Origin of the sequence: Enterococcus sp. DIV2453a (assembly GCF_050533535.1) — a bacterium.
Taxonomy (GTDB): domain Bacteria; phylum Bacillota; class Bacilli; order Lactobacillales; family Enterococcaceae; genus Enterococcus; species Enterococcus faecalis.
The window spans coordinates 1631440-1651892 of record NZ_CP172899.1; the positions used below are offsets into that span (position 1 = coordinate 1631440).

At 35.3% G+C, this 20453-nt stretch carries 24 protein-coding genes; 10 read left to right on the forward strand and 14 right to left on the reverse strand.

Annotation, left to right across the window (positions count from 1 at the left end; genetic code table 11):
* Window positions 1-8 precede the first annotated feature (8 nt).
* From larB to larD, 3 genes are read left to right on the forward strand one after another with little or no spacing between them, the layout of a single operon-like run.
* Window positions 9-752 (forward strand): nickel pincer cofactor biosynthesis protein LarB, encoded by a 744-nt coding sequence (larB, locus tag IGK03_RS08025; protein ID WP_002362000.1) that lies wholly within the window; start codon window positions 9-11, stop codon window positions 750-752.
* Complete coding sequence (larC, locus tag IGK03_RS08030) at window positions 749-2023, forward strand: nickel pincer cofactor biosynthesis protein LarC (protein WP_002374601.1); 1275 nt, start codon at window positions 749-751, stop codon at window positions 2021-2023. Before larB ends, larC begins: the two co-directional genes overlap by 4 nt.
* A gap of 14 nt (window positions 2024-2037) precedes the next feature.
* On the forward strand, window positions 2038-2748 hold the full coding sequence (larD, locus tag IGK03_RS08035; protein WP_002357197.1) for a D/L-lactic acid transporter LarD: 711 nt from the start codon (window positions 2038-2040) through the stop codon (window positions 2746-2748).
* A 203-nt stretch (window positions 2749-2951) separates the two neighbouring features.
* Here larD and IGK03_RS08040 read toward each other — a convergent pair whose 3' ends face one another.
* Genes IGK03_RS08040 through IGK03_RS08055 form a run of 4 tightly spaced genes read right to left on the reverse strand, consistent with a single transcriptional unit; the run spans window position 2952 to window position 5624 of the window.
* On the reverse strand, window positions 2952-3821 hold the full coding sequence (locus IGK03_RS08040) for a PTS system mannose/fructose/sorbose family transporter subunit IID (protein ID WP_002394543.1): 870 nt from the start codon (window positions 3819-3821) through the stop codon (window positions 2952-2954).
* A complete protein-coding gene (locus tag IGK03_RS08045; RefSeq protein WP_002357194.1) occupies window positions 3796-4647 on the reverse strand; it encodes a PTS mannose/fructose/sorbose/N-acetylgalactosamine transporter subunit IIC in 852 nt (283 codons plus the stop codon). The genes IGK03_RS08040 and IGK03_RS08045 overlap by 26 nt, the downstream gene beginning before the upstream one ends.
* Before the next feature lie 33 nt (window positions 4648-4680).
* Window positions 4681-5178, reverse strand: a complete 498-nt coding sequence (locus tag IGK03_RS08050; protein WP_002357192.1) for a PTS system mannose/fructose/N-acetylgalactosamine-transporter subunit IIB — start codon at window positions 5176-5178, stop codon at window positions 4681-4683.
* A 14-nt stretch (window positions 5179-5192) separates the two neighbouring features.
* Entirely contained in the window at window positions 5193-5624 is a 432-nt protein-coding gene (locus IGK03_RS08055; protein WP_049095599.1) for a PTS sugar transporter subunit IIA, read from the reverse strand.
* A gap of 580 nt (window positions 5625-6204) precedes the next feature.
* Here IGK03_RS08055 and IGK03_RS08060 point away from each other — a divergent pair.
* Complete coding sequence (locus tag IGK03_RS08060; RefSeq protein ID WP_430602214.1) at window positions 6205-6492, forward strand: hypothetical protein; 288 nt, start codon at window positions 6205-6207, stop codon at window positions 6490-6492.
* A 245-nt stretch (window positions 6493-6737) separates the two neighbouring features.
* Here IGK03_RS08060 and lacB read toward each other — a convergent pair whose 3' ends face one another.
* On the reverse strand, window positions 6738-7253 hold the full coding sequence (gene lacB / locus IGK03_RS08065; RefSeq protein WP_002357189.1) for a galactose-6-phosphate isomerase subunit LacB: 516 nt from the start codon (window positions 7251-7253) through the stop codon (window positions 6738-6740).
* Between the two features lie 25 nt (window positions 7254-7278).
* Window positions 7279-7707 carry a galactose-6-phosphate isomerase subunit LacA gene (gene lacA / locus IGK03_RS08070; RefSeq protein WP_002357188.1) on the reverse strand — a complete coding sequence of 143 codons (429 nt, stop codon included), beginning with the start codon at window positions 7705-7707 and terminating at the stop codon, window positions 7279-7281.
* A 222-nt stretch (window positions 7708-7929) separates the two neighbouring features.
* Here lacA and IGK03_RS08075 point away from each other — a divergent pair, with 222 nt between their 5' ends.
* From IGK03_RS08075 to IGK03_RS08085, 3 genes are all read left to right on the forward strand, one after another.
* A complete protein-coding gene (locus IGK03_RS08075; RefSeq protein ID WP_002357187.1) occupies window positions 7930-8424 on the forward strand; it encodes a PTS sugar transporter subunit IIA in 495 nt (164 codons plus the stop codon).
* 1 nt (window position 8425) lies between these two features.
* A complete protein-coding gene (locus tag IGK03_RS08080) occupies window positions 8426-8728 on the forward strand; it encodes a PTS fructose transporter subunit IIB (protein WP_002357185.1) in 303 nt (100 codons plus the stop codon).
* A gap of 94 nt (window positions 8729-8822) precedes the next feature.
* Window positions 8823-10226: a PTS galactitol transporter subunit IIC gene (locus IGK03_RS08085; RefSeq protein ID WP_430602216.1), complete on the forward strand. Its 1404-nt coding sequence runs from the start codon at window positions 8823-8825 to the stop codon at window positions 10224-10226.
* Between the two features lie 40 nt (window positions 10227-10266).
* Here the strand turns inward: IGK03_RS08085 and IGK03_RS08090 are convergent, their stop codons facing one another.
* The 3 genes from IGK03_RS08090 to yqeK form a co-directional block, all read right to left on the reverse strand.
* Window positions 10267-11019 (reverse strand): DeoR/GlpR family DNA-binding transcription regulator, encoded by a 753-nt coding sequence (locus IGK03_RS08090; protein ID WP_002374588.1) that lies wholly within the window; start codon window positions 11017-11019, stop codon window positions 10267-10269.
* Between the two features lie 335 nt (window positions 11020-11354).
* Window positions 11355-12347, reverse strand: coding sequence for a DUF4767 domain-containing protein (locus tag IGK03_RS08095; RefSeq protein WP_430602218.1), 993 nt, complete (start codon window positions 12345-12347; stop codon window positions 11355-11357).
* A 90-nt stretch (window positions 12348-12437) separates the two neighbouring features.
* A complete protein-coding gene (yqeK, locus tag IGK03_RS08100) occupies window positions 12438-13016 on the reverse strand; it encodes a bis(5'-nucleosyl)-tetraphosphatase (symmetrical) YqeK (RefSeq protein ID WP_010775916.1) in 579 nt (192 codons plus the stop codon).
* A 223-nt stretch (window positions 13017-13239) separates the two neighbouring features.
* Here yqeK and IGK03_RS08105 point away from each other — a divergent pair, with 223 nt between their 5' ends.
* Entirely contained in the window at window positions 13240-14145 is a 906-nt protein-coding gene (locus IGK03_RS08105) for a polysaccharide deacetylase family protein (RefSeq protein WP_430602220.1), read from the forward strand.
* 173 nt (window positions 14146-14318) lie between these two features.
* On the opposite strand, the gene IGK03_RS08110 is transcribed toward IGK03_RS08105, so the two are convergent.
* The 5 genes from IGK03_RS08110 to IGK03_RS08130 form a co-directional block, all read right to left on the reverse strand.
* Window positions 14319-14735 (reverse strand): hypothetical protein, encoded by a 417-nt coding sequence (locus IGK03_RS08110; protein ID WP_010823753.1) that lies wholly within the window; start codon window positions 14733-14735, stop codon window positions 14319-14321.
* A 1012-nt stretch (window positions 14736-15747) separates the two neighbouring features.
* On the reverse strand, window positions 15748-16095 hold the full coding sequence (gene rplS, locus IGK03_RS08115) for a 50S ribosomal protein L19 (RefSeq protein ID WP_002357176.1): 348 nt from the start codon (window positions 16093-16095) through the stop codon (window positions 15748-15750).
* Between the two features lie 143 nt (window positions 16096-16238).
* Window positions 16239-16979, reverse strand: coding sequence for a tRNA (guanosine(37)-N1)-methyltransferase TrmD (gene trmD, locus IGK03_RS08120; protein ID WP_010821691.1), 741 nt, complete (start codon window positions 16977-16979; stop codon window positions 16239-16241).
* Window positions 16969-17493: a ribosome maturation factor RimM gene (gene rimM, locus IGK03_RS08125; protein WP_002360070.1), complete on the reverse strand. Its 525-nt coding sequence runs from the start codon at window positions 17491-17493 to the stop codon at window positions 16969-16971. The genes trmD and rimM overlap by 11 nt, the downstream gene beginning before the upstream one ends.
* A 107-nt stretch (window positions 17494-17600) precedes the next feature.
* On the reverse strand, window positions 17601-18962 hold the full coding sequence (locus IGK03_RS08130) for an Nramp family divalent metal transporter (RefSeq protein WP_002360069.1): 1362 nt from the start codon (window positions 18960-18962) through the stop codon (window positions 17601-17603).
* A 196-nt stretch (window positions 18963-19158) separates the two neighbouring features.
* On the opposite strand from IGK03_RS08130, the gene IGK03_RS08135 reads away from it, so the two are divergent.
* Together IGK03_RS08135 and IGK03_RS08140 are read left to right on the forward strand one after the other, a co-directional pair.
* Window positions 19159-19533, forward strand: coding sequence for a VOC family protein (locus tag IGK03_RS08135; protein WP_002381774.1), 375 nt, complete (start codon window positions 19159-19161; stop codon window positions 19531-19533).
* Window positions 19534-19754: 221 nt separating this feature from the next.
* Window positions 19755-20363, forward strand: a complete 609-nt coding sequence (locus tag IGK03_RS08140) for a TVP38/TMEM64 family protein (protein ID WP_002383106.1) — start codon at window positions 19755-19757, stop codon at window positions 20361-20363.
* Window positions 20364-20453: the final 90 nt, after the last annotated feature.

Below are 20453 nucleotides of genomic sequence, written 5' to 3' on the forward strand. Positions count from 1 at the left end.
GTTGTATTATGCAACCGAAAGAAATTTTAGGAGCTTTTAAAGAGGGAAAATTATCTTTAGAAGAAGCAACAAACAAATTAAATGGCTTTTGCGAATTAGACTTTGCAAAAATTGATACGCAGCGTAAAGAAAGAACTGGTTATCCAGAAGTCGTTTATGGGGAAGGGAAAACAATTGAGCAACTCATCAAAATTATCAATAGCTTAAGAAAAGAAAACAATACAATCTTAGTTACTCGCGTTTCACAACAAAAAGCCCAACCTTTAGAGTCGAACTTTCCTCATGGAACCTACTATGAACTTGCACGTTGTTTCGTTATCAACCAAATGGAGACTACAACAAAAAACTATATTGCGATAGTTACTGCTGGAACGTCAGACATGTCCGTTGCTGAAGAAGCAGCAATCACTGCAGAAACTTTCGGGAATCAAATAAAACGTATCTATGATGTAGGCGTTTCTGGCATTCATCGTTTGTTCGCTCACCTAGATGAGATTCAACAGGCTTCGGCGGTTATTGTGATTGCAGGCATGGAAGGCGCACTGGTGTCCGTGTTAGGCGGACTAGTTAGCGTGCCAGTGATTGCCGTCCCTACTAGCATAGGCTACGGCAGCAATTTCCAAGGGCTGACTGCTCTTTTAGGAATGCTAAATAGTTGTTCCTCTGGCGTTAGTGTAGTCAACATAGATAACGGGTTTGGTGCCGCTTATAATGCAAGTATGATTAATCAAATAAAGGAGTCTTCACTATGAAAAGCTTATTTTTAGAACCATTTTCTGGTCTTAGTGGTGATATGTTAAATGGATTGTTGCTTGACTTAGGCGGGGATTTAAACAAACTGTTAATCGAATTAAAAAAACTTCCCATCGATGGGTTCACCATTCAAGCCCAACGAATTGCTAAAAGTTGTATTTACGGAACAGATTTCGATGTTCTCCTACAACATGGAAAAAAGGATTACGGTATAAAACACAGTCTCTCTCCTCACCACGAAAATGAACATCATGAAACGAAAGAACATGCACATCATCATAGCCATTCTAGAAATTTAAAAGATATTTATACATTAATTGAAAAAAGCGACTTGTCCAATTTTGTAAAAAAACATAGTAAAAATGTTTTCTATGACATTGCAAAAGCTGAAGCTGCTGTTCATCAACAAACAATTGACACTATTCATTTTCATGAAGTCGGAGCAATTGATTCAATTGTTGACATCGTTGGCTTTTTTATCCTATGGGAACAGTTAGAGATTGAACAAGTCTATTCAACGCCAATTACAGATGGAAGTGGTACTATCACAATTGCCCATGGAGTCATGCCAATACCAGTTCCTGCGGTGATGGAATTACGTAAAGAAACGAATTTAATCATTCAACAAGACTTTGAGATAAAAACTGAACTTGTCACACCGACTGGCTTAGCTATTTTTAAAGAACTTAATCCTCTATTTGTCGCACCAGAACAACGATTAATTGAAAAAATAGGTTACGGATTTGGCAAACGGGAAACAGGCAAGTTCAATGCCCTCAGAGGATCAATCTTTACTGAAACACATAGTAAAAAAAAGAGGACAGAACACCATGACCAAGTCTTAAAAATTGAAACAAATATAGACAATCAAACTCCTGAACAGTTAGGTTACGTAATGGATCTATTATTGGAACATGGTGCTCTAGATGTTTTTTTCACGCCCATTCATATGAAAAAAAACCGAAGTGCCATTCTATTAACGGTTTTAACAACAACAGAGGAAAAAGAATATTTTACAGAACTACTCTTTAAACATACTTCTACAATTGGTATGCGTTTTCAAACAATGGAACGTAGTGTGATGGACCGTTCTTTCAAAATCTTGGAAACACCTTTTGGTAAGGTCCATATTAAAAAAAATCATTATCATGGCCTATTGAAAGAGTCTATTGAATACCAAGATTGTGAACGAATTGCTAAACAATATAATTTTACAATCGAGGAAGTCTATCGCCTCGTCCAAACATTAAATAACAAAACTATTGATTAAAGGAGCTTTATCTTATGTTTCATCATATCTTATCAGAATTTATGGGAACTGCATTAATGATCGTATTTGGGGTAGGTGTTCACTGCGACGATGTCCTAAAACGAACAAAATACGCTGGTTCTGGTCACATGTTTGCAATCACTACTTGGGCTTTTGGAATCTCTGTTGTTCTGTTCGTCTTTGGCGGAGTCTGTATTAATCCAGCAATGGCCCTTGCTCAAGCTATTTTAGGAATGATTCCATGGTCTTACTTCATTCCCTATGTCATCGCTGAAATGTTAGGCGGCATTTGTGGCGCCGTCATTGTTTATATTATGTATGCTGATCATTTCAAGCTATCCGCCGATAGTGTCGATCCAATCGCCATTCGTAATATTTTTTCTACAAATCCGAACCAACGAAATTTACCAAGAAACTATTTTGTTGAAACTTTTGCAACATTCATTTTTTTAACATCTATTTTAGCGATTGCACATTCCTACGAAACACAACTACCCATTGCTGTTGGCTTGCTTGTTTGGGCAATCGGCATGGGGCTAGGTGGTACTACAGGATTCGCAATGAATCAAGCACGTGATTTAGGTCCTCGTATCGCCTATCAACTTTTACCAATCAAAAATAAAACCAATAATGATTGGCAATATGGGTTGATTGTTCCCGGAACTGCACCGTTTTTAGGAGCCATTTTTGCGACACTTTTCGTAAAATTTTTCCTAAAATTCTAATAAACCAACTAAATTTCTAAAACAAAAAAATATATAAAATAGAAGCTAGTCTCTAAATTTCTTCTATTTTATATATTTTTATTTTAATCACAAGATTTTTTCTGTGTCTTAGAGAGTAAGAATTTAATTTATTAGCTTTTTCGTCATCGATTTTCTGCAAAAGCCAGTTCACTATAACACTTAGAGTCCTTTTTGGTGATTGTTCAGTAAGTTAATCCTGGATTGAAAACACCTAATAAAACGCCAACGAGAGAAATAACAACTAAAATAAGCATCGTCCAAATAGCGGAAACATGTTTTTTTGACATTAACCACCAACAAAACAAGGTAACAAGTATCGTTAATAATCCTGGATAAATACTGTCAATTTTATCTTGCAGTTTAAGGAAAACTTTTCCGTCAGCACCTATTAATTTAAGAGAAGTAGTTACATTTACCCAAGATGCAAGGACCCCACCAACAACCATACTACCGATAACTCCGATAGCAACTCTAACGGCGGCTCCTTCTTTCCCAACTAAGAAACTTACTGCTTTATCGCCAAAATGATAGCCTCTAAAATACAAAAAGCGTTGGCCAAAATAGGAAATTAACGTCCAAACAATAATATAAAATATGGCACCAATTGGCGAACCGCCCGTGGACATTCCTAAGGAAATTCCTAACAAGATAGGAATCAAGGTACCATCAACTAATGAATCACCAATCCCTGCAATTGGTCCCATTAATCCTGCCCTCATATCATTAATGGTTTCTCCATCAATTTCATTCTTACTTGCTCTAGCCTCTTCCATACTAGCAGTCACACCAACAATGACCGTTCCAAGCATTGGATTTGTGTTAAAAAAAGCTGTATATGCTTGAATGGCTTTCACTTGGTCTTCATGTTTTGGATAAAGTTTTTTGATAATAGGAAGCATTGAAGAAAGATAGCCGAAGGTTTGCATATGCTGTTGTGAAAAACAAGTTAACGCTCCCCAAAACCATAAATGAAAAGAATGCTTTAACGTTTTTTGGTCTAATTTATTTGCTTTCAACTCTTCCATCTCATATGTCCTCCTCTTCATCATCATTCGTCAGACTTCCTGTTGAATCAACCAGTTTAGTATTGTTTTTAATCAAAGCAATTTTATAAAAAATTACAGCAAAAAGAAGCGCAATAATCGTTATTGAGACTAAATTGAGTTTTAATGAAGCAGCTAATGTGAACCCTACAAAAAAAGGGACAAAATCAATGTTCTTATTAACAATTTGACGTAACAAAATTGCAATTCCCACACACGGAAGCATGCCACCTACAGTAAAAAGCGTTTTCATTGCAAGACCATCCATAGGTAATGCATCTCTCATTGCTGTAACAGCCGTAGCCCCAAAATAGGTTAAAATCACGGTTGGCAAAAAGGAAAAAAGTAGATGAGAAATCCACGGCCAACCAAAATTAATGGCATATAAATGATCAAGCTTGCCTTTTTTTATATCTTTCCAACCAAACGATTGCCAAACTAAATTTAACGCGGCAACAGAATAAAATAATACCGTTCCGATCGTTCCAACTAATGTGCCGACCGATTTAGCCAGGTCGGCTGCAGAGCCGCCAAGTGGATCTAACCCTTTGGTCGAAATCGCCACCATCGCCAAAGGAATCCCGATATATGAAATTGCCCGCACATCAGCAGACACTGTGCCTCCAGGTGTGACCAAAGCAATGTAAACTAATTGCATTGCTACGCCACAAGCGATTCCTAATTTTAAATCTCCTAAAATAATGCCACAAACTAATCCGCCGACTAAAGGACGCCCAATCGTATAATTTCCCACCGCTTGTCCAGCCATACAAGAATTTGAACACAGACAAGCAAATAGGCCTAAAATAGCCGCTTGTATCCAGTTGATTGTCATAATACTACTCTCCTCTTTTCAAAACTTCTAGAATCAGTAACCAAATTTAGCTTTAAAATGCGCCCAAGAACCAATTCGTTGATCAGGTAACAAGGCAAAATCCACTTTGTAACCAGCCTTTTCAATTTCTTCAAAAGCCGCTGCTTCTTCTGCTGTAAAGGATTGGTTATCCCCTAATTTAATTGTCCCTTCGCGATCATTCCCCGGTCCAACATTAATCATTTTTACTTCACTTGGAACAAAATGCCAATCTACCAAAATTTTTTTCATATCCAAAGGGCTCTTTGTAATCAAAAAGTATTTTGACTTAGACGCTAATACTTTATCCTTTACATCAAAAAAATGCGCCATTGTCCAAATAAAGGTTTTTTTATCTTGTGCAGCTGCTTTATATGCTTCCTTTAAAATAGGGTTACTTGCTGCTTTGTCATTCACAGCTATAATGCCATCACAAGGCATTTCTTTAGTCCAACGTAAAGTAATTAAGCCATGAATCATTCGATCATCGATTCGAACAAAAGAAATTGACATGTTCATCTTCTCCTTTAGATATCCTCTTCAGTTACATCGTCTTCAGTTACAGTTAACTCTCTAATACCATGACAAGCATCTGCTACTATCATTTTTTTCAAATCAGATAATTCACTAGTTTCTTTCAATAGAAGCGCATTTAAAGCCATTGGAAAATTCACTCCTCCAACAATCAGAGAATTTTCTAGCATTTTTTGCTTATCTAATACTTTACAAATAGTAGCAAGTGGACTCCCGCCTACAATATCAGCCAAAACGATTAGCCTCGTTTCCTGCGGTAATTTTTCAACTTCACAAAGAAACCGCTTACCAAAATTATCGGTAGATTCACCAGGTTGTAAGCCAAACACTCTGACTGTCTCTATATCATCGCCAGCAAACATTCCTAATGAATTTTTTAATCCTCTAGCAAAATCGCCATGACTGACCAGAACTAAATAAGTCATTTCCTCTCTCCTTTCTTAACATTTCCACTTCAAAATTTTTTAAATCACCTCTTTTTAAGAGTCCATAATACAACTTTTATAAAATGAAAATATTTGCTTCGTTCGCCTCACACTCCTTTGATAGCATGAATGTTTAACAACAGTACCTTTCTAAAATTAAAGTCATTCACTAAAAAAGTTCTAATGAATTTGGCTGTTGTAGCTTGATGACAAGGAACAATGACTTTCTTTATCCATAAAAACATTTAGTTGATTACGCTTAAAAAAATAAATAATATAGCAATTCCCAAAAAAGTTGCTTTTGAATAGTCCCTTTTCTAAATTTATTGATTCATTTTTTCAACTATTAGGTTAGCAAAGTCCCAACACACATTCCACCCACAATAGGTGTACATAGTTGTACATTATTCGGAGTTAATCAACTCATTTAAGCTATGGTAAAATAACTATATATCACTCCAATTTTCTAATTATATAGGTCATTCCAGGTCATCCTCTTTTGGATACAACAAAATGAACTTATATCGAATCTATGGTTTTATGCTCTTGATAAATTAAAAAGTAAAGTAGGGATATTTATATGTCAGTAAAAGAAAAAACGATGAAATATGGATTGGTAGGCCTCTTTTTGGGGATATTGTTATTAGCTCATCTAGATTTATTAGCTGAAAATCTTAGTTATCTTCTCTTAGAATTATTACTTTTACTTGTTGCATATCTAATCTTGGTAAAAAAATTGTATTTTTTCTCAAACTTGATTCCTAAAAATACTACTGATATAAATTTAGGTAAAAAATATGGTACGGCTTCTGGCATCGGCAGTTTAGTTATCGGGATTATTTTAATAATTCTGGGACTATTTTTATAGAAAAATAATTACTAAAATAAAACAAGCAGCGAAACCATAAAAAGTACACGAGTTCTTTTCTCGTGTACTTTTTATGGTTACCTGTATAGCCTTCAATTTGTTCCTTTGTTACTTCTTTTTCTTAATAATGCTCTTTACAGTGCCACATTAAAACAGCAATAAAAATTACTGAAGGGGAATTTAACTCAAATACCAATGATTATTATTTAAGACCGCTTTCTCAAATAACCCTCATTGATTACGTACTAATCGTGATAGACTCCTCGTTGCCATTTATCTAAAAATTCATCGAAAAAGTGCGCATCTTGTTGTTCTGGATGTTGTTTTTCAACTTGATTAATTTTTTCAATTAGTTGTTCGTTGTCTTCTGTTGGATGATAGTGTGCTTCAATAAAGGCAGCAGCGATATCACAGATCAAGAATTCTCCTGTTATTTTCCCACCGAAACCAATAACATTTGCGTTCAATTCCTCTTTCGCATACAACGCTGTAGTCATATCGCGAACTAAAGCAGAACGGATACCCGGCACTTTGTTAACCGCATTGTTAATTCCAACGCCTGTTCCGCAAATACATATACCCAAATCAGCCTGATTGCTCATTACGGCTTCTCCCACTTTTTTTCCGAAAATAGGATAGTGAGTTCGAGTAAAATCATACGTGCCTACATCTAAAATTTCATATCCCTTTGCTTTCAAAAAATCAGAAACTGCTATTTTGGTATCCGTCACAATATGATCACAACCAATGGCAATTCTCATAAAAACGCTTCCTTTCTATTATTTGTTAAGCCATTTTATTTAACATATCTACACGTATTTGATGACGCCCGCCTGCATAATGACCTGTTAAGAATTCTTTTATTATGTTTTTGGCTAGTTCCGTTCCAACAATTTTTGCGCCCACCGTGATCATCCGAGCATTGTTGTGTTCTCGCGCCATATATGCAGAACGCTCATCTGACAATTCAGCGACAATCATTCCTTTAATTTTAGCAGCAGTCATAAAACTACCTGCCCCATAACCATCAAAAACGATTCCTAAACTTTCAGTATCCTTTAAAACTTCATGAGCAACAGCAAGCGTTGCTTCTATAAAGTCTTCCGAAGCACTTTCACTTTTATCGATTACCTCAACTTTTTCTTGCAATAAGTATTGTTTCATTTCTGCTTTTAATTTTATTCCATCTAAATCTGAACCAAGTATGACACGCATTTTGTTTTCCTCCTTACCTCGTGTATCTACTATTAAAATTCTGTCCCTTTCTTTAAACTCAAATCCCCTTCTCGAAAACATAATAAAACAATATCGAACTTTATTCAACATTTATTTTCTTTTTTGTTTATTATTGTTTAATATTGTGTTGACATCTTTTTGAAAGCGTTTTATATTATACTTGTAAATAAATAATAGTATATTAAAGAAACGAGGGGTTCTATGGTTATTAAAACATCGATTTTTTCATTAGATACTACCTATATTTCAAACAAAAAAACACAAGAAGAAGTTTTTGAAGAAGTTTATTTAGACTTGTTAAAAAAGAAATTAGTTACACCTGATTTTCTAACTAATTTATTGGAACGAGAACATAACTATCCGACTGGTTTAAGTTTAACACCGATTGATCCTGCACTACCGAATATCGCCATTCCGCATACCGAAAGTACCTTTGTACGGACGACAAGAATTATCCCGATTAAATTGAAACAATCCTTATCATTTCATAACATGATTATCCCAGATGAAACGCTCTCTGTTTCCTTTCTTTTCATGATTTTAAATGAAAACGGTATTGAACAAACGGGTCTTTTAGCGACTATCATGGATTTTATTAACACGACAGACCGTTCATCACTATTGGCTTTTTTTCAATGTGAAGATAAAGAAGAAGTTTATCGTTTTTTACAAAAAAATTTTAAAGGAGAGATTTAACATGATTAAAATTTTAGCTGCATGTGGGGCTGGGGTAAACTCTAGCCATCAAATCAAATCTGCATTAGAAACAGAATTATCTAAAAGAGGCTACCAAGTTTCTTGCGATGCCGTAATGATTAAAGATATCAATCAAGAGATGCTATCCCATTATGATATTTTCGCCCAAATCGCCAAAACAGATTTAGGTTTCCCAATCACGATTCCTGTAGTTGATGCAGGCGCAATTCTTTATCGAATTCCAGCAATGGCTGAACCTGTTTATCAACAAATGGAAAGTATCATTCACTCTTTAAACAAATGATTTCCTTTTTAGACTAATTACTTACGCTTCATTGTCAACAATAACAAAACTAAGATAAAAATTTTGTTATCTTAGCTTATGAAGGAGAAAATAAATGAATACGATTATTGACCTAGCAAATACAATTTTTAAACCTTTAATTGATTTAGGTGCTGCTCCTTTAATGACTATTGTTTTAACACTGATTGCCCTTTGTTTTAAGGTAAAACCCACTCGCGCATTAGAAGGTGGTCTTAAACTAGGAATTGCTTTAACTGGTATCAGTGCTATTATAGGAATTTTAACTACTGCTTTCTCAGATGCAATGGCCTCTTTCGTAGAACGTACAGGAATTTCTTTAAATATTACCGATGTTGGTTGGGCACCTTTGGCCACCATCACTTGGGGATCTCCTTACACCCTTTACTTTCTTTTAATTATGGTGATTGTCAATGTCATTATGTTAATTCTAAATAAAACGAACACATTAGATGTGGATATTTTCGACATTTGGCATCTATCGATTGTTGGTTTATTTGCTATTTTTTGTGGCGCAAACTTAATAATTGCAACAATCTTAGTTATTTTCATAGGTGTTTTAAAAATTATCAATTCTGACTTAATGAAACCAACGTTTAACGATTTACTTAACGCCCCAGATACCAATCCTATGACTACCACGCATATGAACTATATGATGAACCCAATCATTATGGTTTTTGATAAAATTTTTGATAAGCTTTTCCCTTGGTTAGATAAATACGATTTTGACGCTGCCAAATTGAATAGTAAAATTGGCTTTTGGGGATCAAAATTTGCCATCGGGATTTACTTAGGGATTTTTGTGGGTCTTTTAGCTGGCCAAACACCCACGCAAGTTTTTTCTCTATCCTTTACGGCTGCAGTCTGTTTGGAACTATTCTCTTTAATTGGAACTTGGTTTATCGCTGCAGTTGAGCCTTTATCACAAGGTATCACTGATTTTGCTTCGAATAAATTAAAAGGACGTACACTTAATATTGGTTTAGATTGGCCTTTCTTAGCTGGTCGTGCTGAAATCTGGGCAGCAGCTAACGTATTGGCTCCAATTATGCTATTAGAAGCCATTGTCCTACCTGGCAACAAACTTTTACCACTTGGCGGAATTATTGCAATGGGTGTAACCCCTGCTCTACTAGTAGTAACAAGAGGTAAACTCATCCGAATGATTATCATTGGAGCAATCGAATTACCTTTGTTCTTATGGTCTGGTACCCTAATTGCACCGTTCGTTACCGAAACCGCAAAAAAAGTTGGTGCTTTCCCAGCGGGTCTAAATAATAATACTTTAATTTCACATACTACCATGGAAGGGCCAATGGAAAAATTCTTAGGATACTTAGTCGGCAATGCATCACAAGGTCAACTAGAATTTATTTTATACGCATGTCTGGCGCTAGTCGCCTATCTACTGATTTTCATTTGGTATGCAAAACAAATGAAGAAGCGAAATATTATTTATGCTCAAAAAGCTCAATAAGGGAAACTAAAAAGAAGAGGTGCAGATGCACCTCTTCTTTTTAGTAGATCACCCTGACAACTTTTTCCAATACTTTAGATGTGTCAAATTTATCTTTATTTGTAACTACCGCTGTCACTTCTTCTAATTGATAAAAAGAATAAAAATCCTGTTTCTCTACTTTAGAAGTATCCATTAACAAATATTTTTCTATTGAGTTATCTAATGCAATTGCTTGTGTTTGTCCTTCTTCAATAGTGGCTGTCATAATTTTATTATCTTTTAACGCATTACAACTAAAAAATGCTTTATGAAAATGCATTTCTTCTAATGCTTTATTAGCGATTTCGCCAAAAAAAGATTTAGTTAAAAGTCGCATTTCTCCACCAATTAAATAAATGGTTAACGCATTCTTTTTTTTACTTAACGTTTCAAACACAGGCAAACAGTTTGTTACTACTCTTAAATGTTTAAATTCCATTGCCTCGGCCAAAAGTTCAATAGTTGTTCCTGGTCCTAGGAAGATAGTTTCTTCTTCGTGAATTAAACTTAATGCTTTTTGGACAATTTCTTTTTTTTCAACACTATTAATAATTTGTTTATCAGCATGAGACAATTCATGTGGACGATATGTATTTAAACTGCTAGCTCCTCCATGTACTCGTTTTAAACGCCCCGCTGCTTCTAATTCTGTCAAATCTCTACGAACAGTCATATCCGAAACATTTAATCGTTCCATAATTTCAGTAACTTTGATTGCCCCTTTTTGATCTACTAGAGAGACTATCGCATTTAATCTTTCTTCTTTTAGCATTTTCATCGCTCCATTGTTAGTATATCTTTTATTCTACGATAAAATACTTACTATGAATACTAAAACATTTCTCCATTTATTTTAACATGAACGACGATTTTTAAAAAATTGACGATTTAGCCTATCTTTATATAAACAGATATCACTCCAACGATTGATTTAGATCTATTTGAGCCTAGTCAAATAGAGATCTAGCATAAAAACTTCCCAGAAAAACATCCCCTACTCTGAGCACCTCTATCCAAAAAAATAGCACATAGGCAAAGGCAGGTTACTTATAAAATGGTAAGCACCCCGCCTTTGCCTATGTTTAAGTAAGCGACGTATTTCCCCTATTACTGATTCAAAGTCCTTAAAACTTTATAATCACTGTTTTGCACAAGCAAGACGCTACTTGGGTTATCGGGATAAGCGGCATTACCATCAAATGATACAACAACAGTATTCGTACCAACTTTCGTGAATTGTGTGTATGAGCCCCCAGCACCGCCCACGTTGGCAAAATGCAATGTCAACGTGTCGCCTTTTGTTTCTACCTCGCGCCAATTTGCCCGCTGATAGTTATGCCAGTCAATTTGAGTTGAAATTTCGTTTGCCGTGTTTTTATACATTCCTTCGTAAAAATCAATCGCTTCCTCTTTTGAAGACCACGGATTGACTGAAATATTTGGGATTTGTTCTTTAGTAATTGACGGGGCACCTACAATTTTTTCAAACCCAGCCCTCAACTCTGCATTATCTGTTGCTCCAAAATACAGATAGCCATAAGGATCTCCTTGATTTTGCATCGTCACTAAAACTAAGGGATGATTGTTAACGATGGTGAATAAATACAAATGCTTTTGCATTTCTGGTTGCGTTTCTGCATCAGAGTAAACAGCAACTAACGCATATCCATCCTTCACTTGTCCATTTTCAGACCATTCTAAATAAATGGGATGCTGATCAATCGCTGGTTGCATAGTAGCATTTCCTACTAGACCATCAGGCGCTTGGATGCCATTGAAATTGATTGAATTTCCTGGTGTATATTCTTTATACGTTTGGTTCATCCGTTGCCCCCAATCAGCCATAAATTGTTGTAGCTGTGCCTTTTTTTGCGCAGACCACAACTGATTTTCAGCTTTACTAGAAGCAGAAGAATTACTTTGAGTCGTACTAGATTTTGACTCCGTGCTCATTTGACTTGCTTGGCTGTTGTTAACGGTAACAGGTACTTTCATTTCTGATGTTGCTGTCGGCTTGCTTGCAGTGCTATCACCACTTTTGTTGGAAGAACATCCTGATAAAATACTCAATAAAAGACCTATCAAGATTATTTTTTTCATTGGGAATCCCTTCTTTCTGACAAGAATACTGTACTACTTTTCCACTTTTCTCACCAGCAAAACTCGATTAAAAACGACTATGTTTATTTGTTATTTAATTATCAAATTAAGTTGATTGTAAGCATCCCATAACCAAGGATGCACGACTTTAATATCGTGTTTCAAAATATAATCGATATAGAAATATGCGGCATTTTCTAAAGAACAATTTAAAGCTTGTAATAAACCATCTAAGTATGGTGGCTTCCCTTCTTGATCCCACTTTATTTTATCAGCGACAAACAAAACTAAATCTATGTCCGAATAGTTTTTCTTCAATGTTGTATGGCATTCAATAGCTGATAAAATTTCATTGTCTTCAATACCAAAATCCATTTTCGCAATAGACTTAGAAATTTTTTGATGAATTATCATTGGAAAGGCCATTTCTGCTTCGTTTAATTCAATCCCATATTTTTGTGCGACATTAATTCTCTGATTATTTGGATAAACCGCAGAGATATCGTGTAAATATCCTGCAATACTTACTTTTTCTGGACTAGTTAAATATTTTTCACCAAGTTGATAGGCATACTCTCCAACTTCCATACAATGATAATACGTCTTCTCACAGTTTTTACTCACTAAATATTGTTTAATTTCATTTTTCAACACCTGTTGATGATCCATTTCCACAGTCCTTTCTCATTCCGATTACTCTTCTAGATAAATAAATTATACTCCTTTCATCCTCTAGCAACCTTTTATTTTTTATTAAATAAACAACTAACTAAATTGAAAAAATTGAAACTTTTTGGTCCTCAAATTCGTCTATAACTAATAGGACGTTCAATTTTGTATAACGTGGAGGTGTATTTTTTAACTTTTTCATTAACCAAAGAGGAGTGAAAGTATGCGACATAAGAAAAGAAAATTCAAAATAAACGAGTATGTATTATTTGGTGCGTTAATCCTCATTGTTCTTGTTTTCATTCAAACGTTCCTATTAACTCAACCCAAGATAACAAGTAAAAATGATGATACTACGCAGACATCGACTAAAAATTCAACTGCAAAAAAAGATTCCCCGACCAAGTTAGAAAAGGAATCAACACACATGACTATTTCATCAAAAAAATATGCTTACTCAGCAGACAAAATCAGAAAATATATAACTGGAGAACAACCTTACAAAGGTGAAAAATTAGTATTCTTAACCTTTGATGATGGCGTTAATAATCAAATAACCCCACAAGTCCTAGATACATTAAAAAAGTATAACGTCCACGCAACTTTTTTTCTTGTAGGAAATACCCTAACTTCCGAAAATCAAAAGATAGTGAAACGCGAAGTTGCAGAAGGGCATTCAATAGGCTTTCATAGTTCAACTCATGATTATGCAACGTTATATCCAAACGGGATTGTCAACACTGAAGAAATACAAGCGGAAATAGCAACCATGGAGAACTCTCTAAAAAAAATACTGGGCGAAACATTTCAAACAACTCTCTGGCGATACCCAGGAGGTCATATGTCATGGGGAGGTACAGAAACATCTGATGAATTATTCAAACAACTTGGCATCCATTGGATTGACTGGAATGCGATGGTTGGGGATGCGGAGCCGTTAGACAGACAGCCTACTACAGTCGCAGAAATGCTTGCTTTCCATCAACATTCACTTGAGGTTTATCCAGATTATAATATTAGAGTAGTCTTAATGCATGATTCAGTAGATAAGGAATTAACAAAACAAGCATTGCCACAATTAATAGAGTTTTATCAAGCAAATGGTTATCAATTTGGTGTCTTATATTAGAGCAACTAGGAGCACTAAAGAAAGCATTTCTGGTCTTAGTCAATGTTGATTTTTTGTTTAATTACACAAAAACGTCTCTATACTTTCTGATGTTGGTAAAAAAACTAACATCAGAAAGTATAGAGACGAAAAAAATAAAAATTTTTAGCCTTCTTTTTTATGACTTAACTATCCTATTTACCACCAAAATCACCATACACATTACCTTCTGCATCAGATATACGTTTACCTTCATCAACTTTTTTAAACTCTATTTTTTTCGTTTTTTTGTCCAATTGACCTGTAATTTCATAGCTCTCTTTATTTTCTTGTATTTTAATATTTTTATATACCTTTTTTTCTGTTCTACTTGTTTTTTTTGTATCTTCATTATTGGGATTAACTAAATATTCTTTTTCAAGCGTCATGGTTTTATCCTTGTTGAAAAAAATTGAACCTTTCGTTAGGTCTTCTTCCTTTTCAATAATCGTGGTGAGTATTAAAGGAAACGAACTGGCATTCAAAAGATTGCCGTTTTCTTTTTTGTTATTACTACAACCTACCAAAAACATGAAAAAAATAATACAACTAAAATACCCGATTTTTTTCATGATTACTCCCTCCTATTACATAAAGTTAGAATAGCTATTGTTCATTAATATCGACAATTCTTTGCGCCGGGCTTGAACCATTGGTAACGTAGCCTCCATAAGTACAGATATATCCTCTTATGTTTGGATCTTCTCCGTAGTCTTGCCAACGTTGAAGTTTTAGATTTCCTCTAAATTGACCATCATCATACCAATAGTAATTAGGTATACTTGCACCTTTTCTTATTGTAATGGTTTGGTAAATAAACTTAGTCGTTGTCCTACTTAAAGAATAATTTGTATCAGAAATGAATTATCTCTTGGATCATAAGGTGGCACTTTTTCAAACTCAGGAAGTTTTCTCTGTATTTGTACTTCAGGAGTATTCGCAAAGTAATCTACTATCTTGACAGTTATTAAAAGAATCACTACCCTCAAAACTATAGCAAACATAAAAATTATTCCATTCTAATTCTTCCATAATTATCATGTCCTTTTACAATTAATATACTTATTTTATCGTATATATTTTAAAAGGAAAAGAACACTATTTAAATAGCAAACGATTCTTAATTAAGTTTACTACTATTTTCTTGTATTCTTATAGCACCAACAGTCCTGCTATTTATTGGTTACTTGCTAAAATACTTATCTGTGCTCTTTGTATTTATTTCTTTTTGATTGAATATAAAAAACAAAAATCCTGTAACTATGGCCCTGAATAATTGATTTGCCAATACTATCACCCCATTCTGCTTCTTCTCCAATTTCAACTGATATTGACAAACTAACGTAGTTTTTGTTTCTTGATCCAAGCACTTAACTGAAATTTTGGTTTTCAGTACTCCCTCTTTTTATCTTTCTAAATTTCCTCACACCTTCAATTTTCAAAAGATTTCTGAATCATTGTCCAAAAACCTAATTTTCACACTTATGTGACTTCAAAAAAAAGTCAAAGTGATTTTCCACTTAATTACACACAAAAACACCCTCTTGCTGAGCAAGAGGGTGTTCGTTTGTCGAATAGTAAAGATTAACGACGGATTTCTTTGATACGAGCTGCTTTTCCGTGTAATGCGCGTAAGTAGTAAAGTTTTGCACGACGTACTTTACCGTAGCGAACCACTTCAATTTGAGCAACACGTGGTGTGTGTAATGGGAATGTACGTTCCACACCAACACCATTTGAAACTTTACGTACTGTATAAGTTTCGCTGATTCCAGCACCACGGCGTTTAATTACAACACCTTCGAATAACTGGATACGTTCACGAGTACCTTCGACTACTTTCGCATGAACGCGAACAGTGTCACCAGGGCGGAACGCAGGAATATCCGTACGTAATTGTTCTTGTGTTAATTCTTGAATTAATGGATTCATTTTATCCTTCTCCTTATTCCCAAATATTCTTATGGTCACTTCTGCCACAGCGGAATATTGTAATAGTTAGAGCGCATTGCACTCACCAAATTAGTTTACCACAGACAAAATAAGCTGTAAAGAGAATTTTCTTGAAAGTTCCCTTATTTTTGCTCTTCTTGTTTAATTTCTTCTAATAACTTCAACATTTCAGGCGTCATTTCTACTGATTCCAACATGTCAGGTCGACGCAAAAAGGTCCGTCGTAATGATTCTTTTAGTTGCCATTCTGCAATTAATTTATGGTTCCCATTCGTTAGCACGGCAGGGACTTCCATATCATTGAAAATAGCAGGTCTGGTATATTGTGGATGCTCTAATAGGCCAGTGGAATGTGAATCCGTCTGTGCAGAAAGATTGTTACCTAAGACATCAGGTAATAAACGGACTGTCGCATCAATCATGACCATTGCGCCTAATTCGCCCCCTGTTAAAACGTAGTCCCCCAATGAAACTTCATCTGTGACCATCGTGCGAATTCGCTCATCATAGCCTTCATAATGTCCACAAATAAAAACTAAATGATCTTCTTGTGAAAATTCCTCGGCCATTTTTTGATTAAACGGTTTTCCTGCTGGATCTAATAAGATGACCCGTTTTGGTTGCTGGTTTGTCTCTTCTTCAATTGCTTTTAGGTTATCATAGATCGGTTGTACTTTTAAAAGCATCCCTGCGCCACCGCCATACGGATAATCATCGACCGTTTGGTGTTTGTTATCTGAAAAATCGCGAAAATTAGAGACATTCAATTCTAATAACTGCTTTTCCCGAGCTTTCCCAATAATTGATTCCCCCATTGGTCCTTCAAACATTCTAGGAAAAAGAGTTAATACATCAATTCTCATCGTCAATCAATCCTTCTGGAATGTCCACATCAATCCGTTGATTTTCGACATCGACTTTTGTAACAACGCCTTCAATATACGGTAAAAGCAAATCTTTTTTCTTTGGTCGTTGGACGACCCACACATCATTCGCACCAGGAGATAAAATTTCTTTAATTTTTCCCAGTTCACTACCGGTTTCATCATAAACAGTGGCACCAATGATTTGGTGATAATAAAATTCGTCCTCTGCCAATTCAGCGAGATTGTCTTTTGCAACTTTTAAAATACCGTCACGATATTTTTCAACATCGTTGATATTTGGATGTCCTTCAAAGCTTAAAATGTCAAAATTCTTATGCTTGCGGTGTGACTTCACGACCAATTCAATTGGTGCTTTTTTCTCTTGAAATAGCAGTAACGTTGCCCCTTTTTGATAACGTTCTTCTGGAAAATCCGTTTTCGAAATGACCCGAACTTCCCCTTTGATTCCTTGTGTGTTCACAATTTTTCCTACATTTAAATAATCTGTCACGTGAAAGCCTCTCTTCCTTGTATTTCATCTTTCCTATTCTACCATTTCTTACGCGCAAATTCTATGAAAAAACAAAGGCCAACTTTTCTAGTCAGCCTTTGTTTTTATTAATTCGTTAAACCAGTTAATGTGCCATAAATTAAAAATAAATTCAATAACGTCAAGGCAATAGCAATAATCCAAGCTAAAAATTTCACCCACGCTGGATTCGCAAATTGGCCCATTAATTTTTTATCACTTGTATACATCGTTAAAGGAATAATCGACACTGGCAAAGCAATACTTAGGAAAACTTGCGTATAAAGTAACAAGTCTTCAACAGCCGTTTCGCTACCGCCATAAATAATGACACAGATAATGACTGGCACAATTGCTAACAAACGAGTTAACACTCGTCGTGCCCACAACGGCATTTTTAAATGGATAAAGCCTTCCATTACAATTTGTCCTGACAGCGTACCTGTAATCGTTGAATTTTGACCCGAAGCCAGTAAAGCAATTGCAAAAAGAATACTTAACACTGGGCTAGCAATATTACCAACAATATCTGGATTTTTCAGAGCATCAAATAAATCAACAAATTTACCTAATTCACTGTTGGTTCCATAAAATAATGCTCCTCCTAAAATTAGCAACAAACAATTTACGACAAAAGCGACAGTTAATTGAATATTTGAATCCCAAGTAGTGAAACGAATTGCTTTGGCTTTCTCAGCATCATCGTTACGATCAAATTTCCGAGCTTGCGCAATGGAAGAATGCAAATATAAGTTATGAGGCATGACTGTCGCTCCAACGATTCCCAAGGCTAAAAATAACATGGATTTATCTGTCGCTATTTTTGTGTCTGGAATAAAACCTCGTAATACTTCACCAACATTTGGATCTGCTAATGCCACTTCATAAGCAAAAACAAAAAAGATGACTGCAATTAAACAAGAAACAATTGCTTCGATTTTGCGAAAGCCTAACTTTGTCAGTAGCAAAAGTAATAAAACATCAAACGTTGTTATCAACACACCAATTAATAATGGAAAACCAAATAATAATTGCAAAGCAACGGCACCACCAATTACCTCAGCGATATCTGTTGCCATTATGGCTAACTCCGTCACCACCCACAAGGCAACGCCCGTTCGTTTACTTGTATGCTCTCTAGTCGCTTGAGCTAAATCCATTCCTGTCACGATTCCTAAGCGCGCAGCCATACTTTGTAGTAACATGGCAACTAAACTAGAAAGTAAAATCACACTAAGTAACGTGTACTTATATTCCGCTCCGCCAGCAATTGACGTAATCCAATTTCCTGGATCCATATAACCAACAGCCACTAAAGCGCCAGGTCCGCTATAGGCTAGCAAAGTTCGCCAAAAGCTAGCGTTTTTAGGTACCTCGACGGTATTATTTATCTCTTCTAAACTAGGTCCATTTGCATAATTAAGCATTTTTTCCGTTTTCTTTTCTTTCATCCAACATCCCTCAATCTATCTTGTTCACACATTTCACTTTTAGGTACACCTAAAACTAGTTAACATAATTATAGTCTTCTTATTCTTCGTTGTAAACTGTTACATTCTAATTTTTTAAGCACTTTCGCTATAAATCGTTTGGTTTTTACCAAAAAATCCCTTACACTTATTTTATCATAGATCGGAGGTTATGAGGATGAAGTTAGATATGGTCGGTATTATCGTCAACGATATGACACAAGCACTCTCTTTTTACCAAACGCTAGGTTTTAACGTGCTGGGAGAAGCTTCGCCCGATTACACAGAATTACAAAACAATGGCGTCAGGATTTCTTTAAATTCACTACAAATGATTACTGGTGTCTATGGGTTTGCGCCTAGCCAGCAAGGCGATAAAATCGAACTTGCTTTTCTTTGTGAAACGGCCGCAGAAGTTGATAACACCGTGAAAAAAATGAGCCAAGCTGGTTACATTGTTTTTAAAGAACCTTGGAATGCACCTTGGGGCCAACGATACGCAATCATTAAAGACGTGGATGCAAATTTAATTTCACTCTTTGCCCCTCTATAATATTACTAAAAAATGCGCCACTTTCGTTTCTTTTACTCTCTTTCGAAAGATCAGTGCAGAATGGGTCTTAAGTAGGATGTCTTTTCTGTCTCTTTTTTTGTATAATAAACTTATCAAATGATGTGTATCTTACAACTTTGTTCGTTTGCAGAAAGAACAAACGATGTTTTTTATTGATAAAAAGTTATATACTAAAAGTACGATGAGTATAACTAAAGGAGATGAGAAATGTGAGTGTTACCCTATCTAGAAAAATTGTTAATATTATTTCCATTTTGGGCATTGTTGCAACCATAATTGCAACCATCTATTTTATCCGATTAGGTGTCTTCAAGGACATCAATGCACTAAGAGGACTAGTAGGGCAATCTGTCATTCTCGGTCCGATTATTTTCATGTTAATTCAGATTATTCAAGTGGTTATTCCGATTATTCCTGGTGGTGTTAGCTGTGCTGCAGGGGTCTTGATTTTCGGGCCAACAATGGGCTTCGTCTATAATTACGTTGGTATTGCACTTGGCTCTATTATCATTTTCTTATTAGGTCGTAATTATGGGAAACCATTCATTATGAGCCTTGTCAGTGATAAAACATATAACAAGTATATCGGTTGGTTAGACAATGAAAAACGTTTTGAACGATTGTTTGCTTTAGCAATTTTCTTCCCGATTGCACCGGATGATGCGCTTTGTTTAATGGCCGGTTTAACAAAAATGTCTGTGAAAAAATTTACTCTGATTATTTTATTAGCAAAACCTGCTTCTATCTATTTATATAGTCTTGCGTTAATTTATGGCGGTACATTTTTAACTAGCTTACTGGGAATGTAAAATAAATAAAAAAGCGAACGGACTAAATCAAAACTCTGCCTGTGTCAGTTTGATTTAGTCCTTTTATTATGGAATTTTGGTAGAAACTGG